At 42.8% G+C, this 13,483-nt stretch carries 12 protein-coding genes; 5 read left to right on the top strand and 7 right to left on the bottom strand.

Annotation, left to right across the window (positions count from 1 at the left end; translation table 11 throughout):
* The first annotated feature begins 181 nt into the window (after positions 1 to 181).
* From dmsA to G3341_RS17295, 5 genes are all read left to right on the top strand, one after another.
* Positions 182 to 2,626: a dimethylsulfoxide reductase subunit A gene (gene dmsA, locus G3341_RS17315; RefSeq protein WP_163863119.1), complete on the top strand. Its 2,445-nt coding sequence runs from the start codon at positions 182 to 184 to the stop codon at positions 2,624 to 2,626.
* A gap of 11 nt (positions 2,627 to 2,637) precedes the next feature.
* Positions 2,638 to 3,255, top strand: a complete 618-nt coding sequence (locus G3341_RS17310; protein ID WP_154622737.1) for a DMSO/selenate family reductase complex B subunit — start codon at positions 2,638 to 2,640, stop codon at positions 3,253 to 3,255.
* Position 3,256: 1 nt separating this feature from the next.
* Positions 3,257 to 4,114 carry a DmsC/YnfH family molybdoenzyme membrane anchor subunit gene (locus G3341_RS17305; protein ID WP_154622738.1) on the top strand — a complete coding sequence of 286 codons (858 nt, stop codon included), beginning with the start codon at positions 3,257 to 3,259 and terminating at the stop codon, positions 4,112 to 4,114.
* Positions 4,115 to 4,225: 111 nt separating this feature from the next.
* Positions 4,226 to 4,840, top strand: coding sequence for a Tat proofreading chaperone DmsD (dmsD, locus tag G3341_RS17300; RefSeq protein ID WP_163863117.1), 615 nt, complete (start codon positions 4,226 to 4,228; stop codon positions 4,838 to 4,840).
* A gap of 283 nt (positions 4,841 to 5,123) precedes the next feature.
* Positions 5,124 to 6,443, top strand: coding sequence for a polysaccharide deacetylase family protein (locus G3341_RS17295; RefSeq protein ID WP_163863115.1), 1,320 nt, complete (start codon positions 5,124 to 5,126; stop codon positions 6,441 to 6,443).
* 110 nt (positions 6,444 to 6,553) lie between these two features.
* Here G3341_RS17295 and G3341_RS17290 read toward each other — a convergent pair whose 3' ends face one another.
* The 7 genes from G3341_RS17290 to G3341_RS17260 are packed head-to-tail and all read right to left on the bottom strand — an operon-like array spanning position 6,554 to position 13,467.
* Positions 6,554 to 7,669 carry a fatty acid desaturase family protein gene (locus tag G3341_RS17290; RefSeq protein ID WP_163863113.1) on the bottom strand — a complete coding sequence of 372 codons (1,116 nt, stop codon included), beginning with the start codon at positions 7,667 to 7,669 and terminating at the stop codon, positions 6,554 to 6,556.
* A complete protein-coding gene (locus G3341_RS17285; RefSeq protein ID WP_163863111.1) occupies positions 7,659 to 8,783 on the bottom strand; it encodes a sterol desaturase family protein in 1,125 nt (374 codons plus the stop codon). The genes G3341_RS17290 and G3341_RS17285 overlap by 11 nt, the downstream gene beginning before the upstream one ends.
* Positions 8,780 to 9,397, bottom strand: a complete 618-nt coding sequence (locus tag G3341_RS17280) for a phosphatase PAP2 family protein (protein WP_163863109.1) — start codon at positions 9,395 to 9,397, stop codon at positions 8,780 to 8,782. The genes G3341_RS17285 and G3341_RS17280 overlap by 4 nt, the downstream gene beginning before the upstream one ends.
* Positions 9,394 to 10,671 (bottom strand): F390 synthetase-related protein, encoded by a 1,278-nt coding sequence (locus G3341_RS17275; protein ID WP_163863107.1) that lies wholly within the window; start codon positions 10,669 to 10,671, stop codon positions 9,394 to 9,396. The genes G3341_RS17280 and G3341_RS17275 overlap by 4 nt, the downstream gene beginning before the upstream one ends.
* The gene (locus G3341_RS17270; RefSeq protein ID WP_154622744.1) at positions 10,668 to 11,471 is read right to left on the bottom strand and encodes an MBL fold metallo-hydrolase; all 804 of its coding nucleotides are present in this window, start codon (positions 11,469 to 11,471) and stop codon (positions 10,668 to 10,670) included. The genes G3341_RS17275 and G3341_RS17270 overlap by 4 nt, the downstream gene beginning before the upstream one ends.
* A complete protein-coding gene (locus G3341_RS17265; protein ID WP_163863104.1) occupies positions 11,465 to 12,472 on the bottom strand; it encodes an NAD-dependent epimerase/dehydratase family protein in 1,008 nt (335 codons plus the stop codon). The genes G3341_RS17270 and G3341_RS17265 overlap by 7 nt, the downstream gene beginning before the upstream one ends.
* Positions 12,469 to 13,467 carry a 3-oxoacyl-[acyl-carrier-protein] synthase III C-terminal domain-containing protein gene (locus G3341_RS17260; protein WP_163863102.1) on the bottom strand — a complete coding sequence of 333 codons (999 nt, stop codon included), beginning with the start codon at positions 13,465 to 13,467 and terminating at the stop codon, positions 12,469 to 12,471. Before G3341_RS17260 ends, G3341_RS17265 begins: the two co-directional genes overlap by 4 nt.
* Positions 13,468 to 13,483 lie beyond the last annotated feature (16 nt).

The following is a 13,483-nucleotide window of genomic DNA, read 5'->3' as shown; positions in this document are numbered from 1 at the left end:
GTGAAACAATCTCTTAGTTTTGTGTGTTGATATTATGACCTCGACTAAAAATCTTATTATTTCGACTTTATATGACTAGTCACATTTATGACTAATCGTACTCATCTTAAATAAATTTTATTCAGTGTCGATGGAAGTTTGATTTCTAACACTTTAAGCAAACTAATTGAGCGAGTTATGTATGGCAAATATAAAAGAGAAAGCATCTGTTTTTGCTCCTCTTACCCGTCGTGGATTTATTAAAGCCGGAACAATCACTGGGTTAGCGACAGCGGCTGGAGGATTTTCTCTTCCTTTCAGTTCTGCTGCTGTTGCAGAGCAAAAAACAGTTACCCCCACTGGTGAAGAAAAAGTGGTTTGGAGTGCATGTACAGTCAACTGTGGGAGTCGTTGCCCATTACGTATGCATGTCGTTGATGGTGAAATAAAATACGTTGAGACTGACAATACCGGCAATGATGTCTATGAAGAATTGCATCAAGTGCGTGCCTGTTTACGTGGCCGTTCTATGCGCCGTCGAGTCTATAACCCAGACCGTTTACGTTACCCAATGATGCGGGTCGGTAAACGTGGTGAAGGCAAATTCAAACGCATTAGTTGGGATGAAGCTTTTGATGTCATTGCTGACAATATGAAGCGCTTAATTAAAGACTATGGTAATGAGTCTATCTACCTCAATTATGGCACTGGGACTTTAGGCGGTACCATGACAAAATCATGGCCACCAGGGGCTACATTGATTGCACGTTTGATGAATTGCTGCGGGGGATATCTAAATCATTATGGCGACTATAGTACCGCACAAATTGCTGCCGGTTTAAATTACACTTACGGCGGTTGGGCTGACGGTAATAGCCCTTCTGATATCGAAAATTCAAAACTTGTCGTCATGTTCGGTAATAACCCAGGTGAAACACGTATGAGTGGCGGCGGGGTCACGTACTATGTTGAACAGGCTCGTGAAAAATCGAACGCCAAAATGATTATCATTGATCCTCGTTATACCGATACAGGTGCAGGACGTGAAGATGAATGGATCCCTATTCGCCCAGGAACCGATGCTGCGTTAGTCAGTGCGATCGCTTATGTGATGATCAAAGAAGATTTAGTCGATCAGCCATTTCTTGATAAATATTGTGTTGGTTATGATGAGTCGACTTTACCAGCGGGAGCCCCCAAAAATGCGCACTACAAAGCCTATATTTTAGGGGAGGGACCAGATGGCCAAGCGAAAACACCTGAATGGGCCGCACCTATTACAGGTATTCCTGCTGCACGAATCGTAAAACTTGCACGTGAAATTGGTATGGCAAAACCGGCTTATATTGTTCAGGGGTGGGGACCACAACGACGCTCTAACGGTGAGCTCGCCTCCCGTGCTATCGCAATGTTAGCGATTCTTACAGGGAATATCGGTATTCATGGTGGCAATACTGGAGCGCGAGAAGGATCGTACAGTATTCCATTCGTGCGGATGCCAACTTTAACCAACCCAGTAAAAACCAGTATTTCGATGTTTATGTGGACAGATGCCATTTTACGTGGGCCTGAAATGACGGCAACACGTGATGGTGTTCGCGGTAAAGATAAGCTTGATGTGCCGATTAAAATGGTTTGGAACTATGCAGGAAACTGTTTAGTGAATCAGCATTCAGAAATTAACCGTACCCATGACATTCTGCAAGATGATTCGAAATGTGAAATGATCGTGGTGATTGATAACCACATGACAGCATCAGCGAAATATGCCGATATTTTGTTACCGGATTGCACAGCTTCTGAACAGATGGATTTTTGTATGGATGCTTCAGCGGGCAATATGTCATATGTCATTTTTGCCGATCAGGCAATTAAACCGCGTTTTGAAAGCCGCAATATTTATGAGATGACGAGTGAAATTGCTAAGCGTATGGGCGTTGAAGCGCAATTTACTGAAAACCGGACTCAAGAAGAGTGGTTACGTCATCTCTATGAGCAATCTCGCGAGGCATTACCTGAATTACCAACTTTTGAAGCGTTCCGTGCACAAGGCATTTTCAAAAAACGCGATCCTAAGGGCCATCATGTTGCTTATCGTCATTTCCGCGAAGATCCGATCGCTAATCCACTCACGACACCATCGGGAAAAATTGAGATTTATTCTTCTCAATTAGCTGAGCTACAAAATCTTTGGGAGCTCGAGGAGGGGGATGTGATTCATCCATTGCCAATCTATTCCGCGGGTTTTGAACAGTATGGGGATCCATTAATGGAAAAATACCCACTACAGTTGACTGGCTTCCATTATAAATCACGTACTCACTCGACATATGGCAACGTTGATGTACTGAAAGCCGCATGCCCACAAGAGCTATGGATTAATCCACAAGATGCAGTGAAACGAAACCTAAAACATGGCGATTTAGTGAGAGTATTTAATGATCGCGGCGAAGTGCGCGTGAAGGTGAAAGTGACACCTCGTATCGTGCCGGGCGTTGTGGGTCTCGGTGAAGGCGCTTGGTATGACCCAGATGGTAACCGAGTGGATCATGCCGGAAGTATTAATGTGCTAACTACCCAACGGCCGTCGCCATTAGCCAAAGGTAATCCATCACATTCTAATCTTGTTGAAGTTGTGAAAGCTTAGGGGTGCGAGTTATGTCAACGCAATATGGTTTTTATATCGATTCAAGTCGTTGCACTGGCTGCAAAACCTGTGAGCTAGCGTGTAAAGACTTTAAAAATTTATCTCCAGACGTCAATTTTCGTCGTATCTATGAATATGCTGGTGGCGATTGGACTGAGCAAGATGGTGTATTTGGGCAAAACGTTTTTGCTTATTACCTGTCAATTTCCTGTAACCATTGTGATGATCCTGCATGTACAAAAGTATGTCCAAGTGGGGCAATGCATAAGCGGGAAGACGGTTTTGTCGTTGTTGATGAAGAGGTTTGCATAGGCTGTCGTTACTGTAGTATGGCTTGTCCTTACGGCGCTCCGCAATTTGATGAGGTCAAAGGACATATGACCAAATGCGATGGTTGTTATGAGCGAGTTGCCGAAGGTAAAAAGCCGATCTGTGTTGAGTCTTGCCCGTTACGTGCATTGGATATGGCACCTATCGACGAGTTACGTCAAAAATATGGCACCTTAGCGGAAATCGCGCCATTACCAGCTGCAAAATATACACATCCAAATATTGTGTTAAAACTGAATGCCAATAGCCGTCCAGTTGGTGACACTTCAGGGCATCTGGCTAACCCGGAGGAGGTATAATATGGGATCGGGAATTCATGAATGGCCATTGATGTTTTTTACGGTGATTGGCCAAAGTGTCGCGGGTGCTTTTATGATGATGGCTGCGGTATTACTGAGCGGTAAACTTTCAACTGAGTTGGATCGCAAGGTTCATTACAGCATGTTTGGCTTGTGGCTGTTGATGGGAATAGGTTTTTTATTATCAACAATGCATATGGGAACACCATTACGTGCTTTTAACTCATTTAATCGCTTGGGAGCATCTTCCCTCAGTAATGAAGTTGCCAGCGGCGCCATTTTCTTTGCGTTAGGCGGTTTTTATTGGTTGCTAGCGGTCTTCAATAAGATGCCTGCTGCGCTTGGTAAAGTATGGTTGTTCATCGTGATGGTGATGGCGGTTGTCTTTGTTGTTGCGACCTCTCGTGTGTATCTGATTGATACCGTGCCAACATGGAATACTATCTATACGACAATGAATTTTATCCTCACCGCATTCCTTGGAGGACCTATACTTGCCGCATTATTGTTGCGTATTGCAGGCTTTGATTTGCAATGTATTCGTCGTATTCCTGCGCTAAGTGTGTTGGCATTATTGGTGAGTATATGCATCGCTATTTCTCAAGGTTTTGATTTAGCGAGTATTGAAACATCTGTGCAAAAAGCCACCGACTTAGTACCTGATTATGGAATATTGATGGATATAAAAGTGGTGGCTATTGCGATGGGATTAGGCTGCTGGATCATGCCATTAATCGCGAAACGTAACCCTTCTGTGCTGAATATGTTGATAGGATTTTTATTCGTGATGGCCGGTGAAATTGTCGGACGCGGCGTTTTCTACGGCTTACATATGACAGTGGGTATGGCAGTTAACTAGTTAATGAAAAAGAGGCTTAGTAATTTACTGCTAAGCCTTTTAATGCGATTTATGGTTAAATCAAGATAGACAAATTATTAAATATCTAACGATAAGTGAATAAAACACACCATGAGTGAACAATCTTTAAATCATATTTCTTTGACGGCACGAGTGCTTGGTGCTGCTTTCTATTATGCGCCAGGTGATATACAGGAAATCATTTCATTGCTGTCAACGCTTCAATGGACAGAGGAGTGGCCGTACGGTTCTCATGAGCAAAAACAGGCTATTGCCGATAAATTGGCCATAATCGCGACGGATAATGAATCCTTGGATGAGGCCTATCAGCGGTTATTTATTGGGCCTTATGCGCTGCCTGCACCGCCTTGGGGATCGGTATGGCTCGATAGGGAAAATGTGATTTTTGGGGACTCGACTTTACAATTGCGTGAGTGGATGCATGCCCATAGTATCGATATTCATTTATCACAGAATGAACCTGAAGATCATTTTGGCTTATTGCTTATGATGGTGGCATGGGTCGCTGAAAACAATCCATCTCAATTAAACGAGTTATTGGCTCAGCATATATTACCTTGGGGATTCCATTATCTTAATAAAATGGAGCAAGAGGCTAACTTTCCTTTCTATACAGGCCTTGCTGAATTAGCGCATTTAACATTAGCGAGTTGGCAGCAATCGCTTCATGTTGACGTAGAGAAGAAAATGATTTTTTATCGCTAATATTAAAATGGCATAACACGTATAGCCCTTAACTGAAAGGGCTATATAAATATAAAACAATCACTTGTATTTTGTGTTTTCTCCCAATCGCATCCCCATCATGTCTTTCAGGTAAAAAGCCATAGTCTGTTGTATCCATTGAGAGGTATAGGGGAATACACTTATTTTCTATTGCTTGCGAGTTATCCTATTTAGATAAATTATTTTTTCTAGAGTATAGGGATAGCGATTAAGTCGGTTTAAAATAAGTCGTTTTTTCTCTGGTCGTTATGATGGGTTGAGTATGCGTAATCAGTCATTAATGCTTTTTTTTATTTTTCTTTTTTTATCGGTCACAAAGTCGTTTGCACAAGTACCAACACAAAGTACAGAGAATTGGCAACTGGTGGATACGCCGCCAGCACTGATGCAACTTAAACAAAGTGAGACGATTTTCGCCCCAATTGCAGGTAACATGAAAGCCGTTGCTGAACTTTATCCTGAGCATGGTTTTTATCTGTATAAAGCAATGGGGGATTACCAACCTATACAATTTGGGAATGATTATGCCTATGTTAATACTGAGGCGGTATCCCCATTAAAACCTCGCTTAACCCCTGAAGATGATAGGCTAAATGAGTTAAGTAACCCGATTTATGATTATTTAATTACCACAAAAAATACGCCCGTATACCGTTCGGCAAAACCGCATAGCCAGCCAATCGCAACGCTATTTAGCAATCTCCGCTATCCAGTATTAGTTCGTATGATTAAAACAGATAAGCAAGGGGAAAAAGTGGCATGGTTAACGATTCGTTTAGGTGATCGCTTGGGGTATATCAAGTTAGATGATGTGGAGATAGATAAAGGTATTCCTATCTTGACCTATCATCATTTACTGAAAGAAAGTGAAAACAAAAAATTCCAACAGACTTCAACGACGACTTCGGTTGAAGCATTTCAAGAACAAATGAATTATTTGCAGCAAGCGGGTTATCAAACGCTTTCTTTAGCCGATCTTGAAGGATATTTAGATAAATCAGTGAATTTACCCGCTAAATCAGTGGTTTTAACCTTCGATGACGGTTTGAAATCGGTATATCGCTATGCTTATCCCATTTTAAAACACAATCAGCAGCAAGCGACCTTATTTGTGATCTCTTCGCGTATTAAAATGACCCCTCAAAAATGGTCTGCGGATGGGCTGCAATTTATGAGTAAGCAAGAAATAAAAAATTGCCAAGATGTGTTTAATATTCAGTCGCATACTCATTTTTTACATAAGCTCGATAAGCACAAAAGCCCCATTATTTTTAGTCGTCAAGAGCACACTATTTTCTTAGACTTCCAGCGCTCTATGCGAATTTTACAGCAATTTGAGCCTGAACAACGCTATTTAGCATACCCCTTCGGTGGATTTAACCCAATCGCGATGGATGCCGCTAAGTTATCGGGCATACATCTTGCCTTAACCACGATTCAAGGTAAGGTGCGCCTTGGCGATAATCCATTTGCCCTTAAAAGGTTGTATGCACTGAAAACAGACCCAATCGAAAAGTTTGCACGTATGGTGGGGAATAGTGGACAGTCGGTGGTTAACGAAAATATTGTTGTTGATAGGTAGAATCGTTATTTAAGCAAGAATATCTTATCGGCCTTCATGTCATCGTTTTATTATTGATAAACAATGGAAGCATATTTCCATTGTTTATCTTTTTATATCGCAATAGTCAGTTAAGAGTGTGGGTCATCCGCCCGCTTTCCTCGCCCCATTTCTTTTAAAAAGCGCTGCTGATAAATAAACAGCTCTTTAGCTGAAATACAGTGATAATTGATAGAGAACTGTTCAGCGGTACACTGAATAATATCCGCTAAAGCAGGATAGTGGCGGTGATTCCAATTAGGAAACAAGTGATGGGTTAAATGTAAATTAAGCCCACCGAGCCAGTAAGTTAACCAACGAGGGGGAGTATGCCAGTCATAGGTCGTTGAAAAAGTATGGGTGTAAAATCCATGCGGCATATTTCCTTGTTCTGGTGGGGTATAGAAAGTCGCTTTGGCCCAGTGAGTACCTAAAATTAATACCACGAAAATCAGCGATGCTAACATTTGGCTCAAGAAATAAGTGAATAGTAGTAAGCCTAATCCAATCTGTTTATCTGTCAGGAGATAAAAAGGAATGATAATCACGAGAGAGATATGCAGTATTTTGGCGCATAGAAATGTCACAATGCCGCTTTGCCCTTGATGGCGCATATGTGGAGCAACACGCGTGAAGTGGAAGCGATCTAACCAATCAAATACCCAAATTAATGCTGGAAAGGTGAGCGCCGCAACCAATGGCCAATAGAGGTGCTGCGCCTTCATAAAAGGATACCAGCGTTGATAGGGGGTTTGTCGCAATACAAAATTTTCTTCGATATCTAAATCATAATGACGAATGTTGGTATGCGCATGATGAAAAATAATATGGCGTACTCGCCAACATTCGGGATCCAAGCCTAAAGGTATCGTGATCCAAAAATTTAGCCAACGGTTGGCTTTCGCTTGCTTGAAGATTGCATTGTGCGAGGCATCATGGACTAAATTGATCGCTAAGAGCAGCGCAAAGCAGATAAATAGGGGATAAAAAATAAAAAAGAGCCATGCCGCATCACTCCACAGGGCAGTGAGATAGCTACCTAGGCAGCAACCCACTAATACTAGGCTTTTTAGATAAAACCGCCAATCGGCAAAGCGATGGTCATTATGCTGCTGTAGATATCGATTAGCGGCCTGCATGAGTGCTTGGCGGAATGCTTGGTCTTGACGATGCTGGTAGCCGAGTGGTCTTAGGGGTTCAGGATGCATGGTTGACCTGCACTGGCTGACGGCCAATACCCAGTAGCAAAGAGAGGCTATGTAGCCATAGTGCCCCAGCCAATGTTAGCCAAAAGAGGGTTTGCCACTGCCAAATAAATAATACGCAAAACAATAAGACGGTCGCGATAGTAAACCAACTCCACAGACCTACTAGGCGGCCATCGGATATTCCTGATAAGGCAATGGTCCCCGCGGCAAGCAGAGTAAACAATAGCATTTGTTGGCCAGTCGTACCTTGATAACCATAACCATATAAATAAACATAACCAATAACGAGAGTAAAAAGTAACAACGTTCCTATGACAAGGAACCACTGATTAACGCGATATAATGGCACTTTTAATGAAACTGTTTGGGGTTTTCGCTTTAAGATCCGCCAAAATGGACGGTTATTATCAATGAATGGGTTCTCTGTTGCTGGCTCGCCTTTGATACCATAGTGGTACTCGCTGTCAGGTAATGCTGAAAATGTCCCAAACCATTTATCCCAAAAGATAAAGCTACCACCAAAGTTACGGTTTGAGTAGTGACCCTCTTTGATGTGGTGAACTCGATGATGGTGTGGCGTAACCATGACTTTCTCCCACCAACCAAGGTGAGGTATTAATGCACTGTGATTAAAAAATTGAATACTATAGTGCAGAATAGAAATGGTAATAAAGATTTCGAGTGGAATACCCAACAAAGCTAACACCATGAAGAATGGGATAGATGTCAATGATGAGTACCACGAATTACGGACTCCCAGAGAGAGATTGAAATGTTCACCTTGATGGTGAACGACATGCACAGCCCATAACAGACGATATTTATGGTGTAAGCGATGTAACCAGTAAAAACCAAAATCCCACGCAAATAGCGTAAAAATCCAAACTAACGCTATAGGCCAGTGTTCAACAACACCTAATGAAAAGTGACTGACAACGAATCCGTAACAAAACAGCTCTAATCCACGAAATAACCACAACATAATATGGCCTGAGTTCAGGTTAAATACCCACTCTTGCCAATTAATTGTTCCTTTTTCTGTTTTTGTGATGATGATTCCTTCAAGCGTCACAACCAATAACATAAAAATAATCGGAAAAGTTAATTCATTCACTTAGCTTTTCTCCATAAACATACGGCTGGTTGTGCAAAACGAACAATATACAGCACACTGATCGCCGTTAAAGCTCCGGTCACAACATCAATAAATAAATGTCGTTTTAGTATTAAAACAGAGGCACAGATAGCGATGGCCCATAATAAATATATTGTGGTACGAATGATTTGCTGTGATGACCATAATGCATTGAGAACAACAAGAGTCAATGAGACATGTAGAGAAGGTAATAAATTTTGCGGGCTATCGATACTCATGAGATGACAAAGCGCATTACCTGCTAATGAAAGGCATTCAATCGGTGGATAACTCATCGTCGTTGGAAAAAATAGATAGATAACGCCTGAAATAAGGGCACATAATTGCATCGCAAACATTAAGCGACGTGCTTGGCTAAGGGAACTACATAGATAACCTAATGGAATAAATACAAAAAAAGAGAGGTATAGCCATATTGCTTCCACGTTGTAAGGAATAGCATTATCGACCCAACTTGGCGCTAATAACGTGGCATTTTCATCAATTTCACCTGTGAATTGATAAATAATACCGACAGTTCCCCAGCCAAGGAGGCAATAAAGCAATCGTAATAGAATGTGTTTGAAATTCATTCAACCTCCTTGCGCCTGATCCGTCTTCGTTTTATGGCAAAAGGTTGTGAAATAGGGTCGACGCGTAGCGTCCAAGTCAGCTGATCAATCGCCACATTTTGCCTAATAAAGTAGTCTTCTAGCGAGCGCTGACATTGTTTGAGTTCAAATGCCTGACACTCTCCCTGTAAATCGAGATGGTAGCCTTGTTGAGTTAAGCGAAAATCAGCAGTGACAGGGAGATGATTAACGATAATGCGAGACACGGGATCAGCAAATAATGTCACGACATTGCCGTGATGGTCAGGTAGCAATAATTGGTCATCACAACGACCTTCGATTCGTTCAATGGCAAGTTGAGGATCACCACAAGGGCAAGGAGTGTCACGTATGACTAAAATATCATCCAGTTGATAGCGAACGATAGGTTGTGTTTTTCGCGTAAAATCGGTGATTATTGGTGAGAATCGCTGTTCATCTAGCCAATGTGGCTCAATATGTAAAAAAGCTTCATTCAGATGCAGGGTTCCCTGTGCACAGGTACAACCTAAAAACCCCTCAGTTGCTTGGTAAATTTCGCCGACATGAGAAAAACATTGCTGTAGAAGCTGCTTATCATGAGGTTGTAGAACCTCGGCAACGGAAATAACGTTTCGTACATTGAGCTTAATCTCTCGGTTGTTAATGGCTTCTGCAATTGCGCATAGCACCTGAGCAGGGGCGACAATAATAGTCGGTTGATCGCTTTCTAATGTTTGTAGCTGTTGGCGGAAATTGGCATAGAGGTCATAAAAGCGCAACGAGATCCAACGGTTATTAACACTTTCATAGAGGTTATTATTTGCCCGTAAAAATAAGGCAATGCGTTCACCGTTGAATAAACCGAGAGGTAGCATTTTGGCTAACATACTACCAGACCAAATATTTTGTTCTTGTGGACTCACGACGAATAAGCCACGACGGCCGGAGGTACCCGATGAAAGGCCAACACTGTATTTACCCATTTTGGGCGAGAAATCACGTGATTTTTCGCTCTGTTGAGCGCAATGAAGCAGCCTCTCACTGGAGAGCTTAGCGGTATTCATACGGTCAAAGTTATCCATCATGATTTGTTTATTCATGATAGGAAATTGTTCAAGCGGCAGGTGTACAAACTGACTAAAATAAGGGCTTTTTACCAACGTCTTGCGTTTAAACGCGTTTAAACGTCGCTGTTGATAGTCCTCAAGTGCCACTCGGTCTGTAAAGTGCAGACGTTTGGCTCGCCAGTAATGCCATAACACGGATAAAATCAAATAAGGTCCCCTTCATGGCATAATTGAATGGGAATATTTTGTTTGTCGAGTTGATGCAGTTTATTAAGTGTCTGATAATAGGCGTGCTTATCATCCATAATGATATGAGCAATCGCCATGGGTCCACGTCGTTCGCGATAATTCGTGGGTGACCAAGCGGCATCACCCGCTAATAAAATCCAGCCTTGTTCAGTGAGTACACATAGCCCAATATGCCCAGGGGCATGCCCCGGTAACGGAACAATGAATAATGTTTTTTGGTCATTGACCGCAAAACCTTTCCCAAGGATCTGCAATTCAGGTGGAAGTTCGACAGCCTCCAGTCCTTCATAAAAACGTGTTCTTTGCTCGAAATCTTCTGGGATCAGCCCACGAACAAAAGCGCCTTTTAATGCTGCAAAACCAGTGAGGTGACGTGTTTTTTGCCACCCTTCACCGGAACAAATAATTGGAATTCCAGGGAAGTCACGTAGCCCAGCAATATGGTCACCATGAAAATGCGACAAGATAAGGCCATTCACATCATTTGGTGTGATCCCTGCATCTGCAAGTTGGTTAATGAGGGCATCTTTACTCTCAAAATAGACCGGTGTGACGGTGCGGTAAAACCGCATGATCCCTGTACGAGTATGGTCATAAAAGTGATTCGCATAGCCCGTATCAAACAGCCATCGCTGATCATTACCCTCAATTAACCACGCTCTGGCAGGAAATTTACATGCTTTAACACTTGCCCCTTTTAATGCCACACAGCCAGGGTGAGTACAATATCCTACCTCAAACTGATTGATAGTTAACATAATTTATCCTGCTGCCGTAGCCATTGGGCTGTTAGGTGAATACCTTCCGTCATATTAATAGGCGGATAATAGCCGAGTTCTTGCTGGGCTTTTTGATTATCTAACGTCATGGTGAAATAAGCAGCTCCCAGACTGTAGCGGGTTAATAGCGGCTCTTTGCCGGTAAGGTGCGCGATACCTTCAAGTACTGTTGCCAGTGTCAATAACACCGGATAAGGGGCTGAGCATATTTGGCAGTCTAATGTTAACTCATCAAAGAGTTGTTCTAACGTTTGCCTCAGTGGCTGAGGTTGTTGGTTAGTAATATTATATGTTGCCCCACTGATAAGATTATCTCTGGTAGTGGCTAGCATCATACTGTGAACAACGTTACCAACATAAGTCAGATCGAATGCATGTTTACCACCCTCTGGCAGCACTAATTTGCCTTTTCTCGCTTTAATTTGAGCGAATAAACGAGGCAATAACACACGATCATAGGGGCCAAACAAACCGCGAGGGCGCAATATGGTGTAGCGTGTGAGGGAGGAATATGCAACGCTTCGTGCAATCGCGGTTTCGGCTAAATATTTGGTTCGCGCATAGTGGTTGGCAAAACGTGTATTAGTCTGTGTCTCCGCAATATCACGCTGGTGGCTGAAATTGAAGTAAATCGCGGGGGTGGAGATATGAATAAAGCGCGGAATATGTAGCTCACCCGCGGTATCTGCAAGCATTTGGGTTGCTCGATAATTGATCTCGACAAACTCATGGTATTTCCCCCAAGGGGATGAGAGTGCAGCACAATGCCAAATAGCGTCGCAGCCATCCATCAACCTTTTGGCGTTTTCAATGGAAAGATGGGCAAGGTCGATTGGCAAAAACTGGACACCTTGCTGGCTAAGCTGTTGGCCAATTTCTTTATTTCGACCACAAGCAACCACTTGATGACCCTGTTGCAGTAAGCTATCGACCGCATTTCTACCCAGTCCACTCGTTGCTCCTGTCACTAATATTTTCATGGGATCAGCACCATGGCACAAAAAGCGAGCCCCGCAGCAGTCCCTATTAACATGACATTTTTTTGCTCATAAAATCGGCCACTTTCAATTGCTTCATGTAATGCGGAAGGAATTGAGGCAGCGACTTGGTTGCCACGAAAACGGTAAATATCAATTAACTGTTCCGGTTTGACACCTAAGCGTTGCCGCATATGCTCTAAAGACAGATGGCTTGCTTGATGAGGGATGACGGTGCCAATGTGATTAATCGGTAAATGCGCATCTGTTAAAACGCGTTGCATAAAACGTTCGACCAAGGATGAGGCCATTCGAAACAGTTTTTTACCTTGCATATGAAATAAAAAATCCGTATCGGTCATGCCTGCGCGTGGATTTCGGCGTGTGCCTCCAGCGCGTATTTCACATAGCTCGATACCTTCAGTGTGTGTTTCATGATGATAAGTGATGATGCCACTTGTTCCATCGCCTTTTTCAACAATGACGCAGGCAGCGCCATCACCAAAAATTAATGCGGATTCATTATCGTGCCAATCGATCCCACGAGAAGCCAGATCCGCGGAAACGATGGCAATGCGTTGATATTGGCTGGTAGAAAGGAAACCCGCGGCTACTTGCAGCGCGGTGATAAAGCTGACACAACTGGCATTAATATCAAAACAGGCGATACCTTGCTTCAGTCGTGATTGCGCAAGAATGTGTGCGGCCGTACAAGGAAGAGCTTGAATGGAAATAGCTGAGGCAGAAATCAGCATGTCAATGCTTTGCGCTGGAATTTGTTTGGCTTCAAGGGCATGGTGGAGCGAATCGGCAGCTAATTGTGCTTGAGAATCTTCATTATTTGCATGAAAGCGATAATCAATACCCGAGTATTTTTTCACATAGCCGCTCGGCTTATTGAGTCTCACATCTAACTCTTGTGAGTCTATTTTATTTTTAGGAAGTGCAATGCCCGATGCGATAATTTTTATCGGGGTCACGAGAGGGTTAGTAAGCATGTGAAGCTTATCCATA

It is taken from the genome of Providencia vermicola (assembly GCF_010748935.1).
In the GTDB taxonomy this organism is placed as follows: Bacteria; Pseudomonadota; Gammaproteobacteria; order Enterobacterales; family Enterobacteriaceae; genus Providencia; species Providencia zhejiangensis.
The sequence above is the reverse complement of the archived record's forward strand: the minus strand, read 5'-3'. Positions and strand labels throughout refer to the sequence as shown.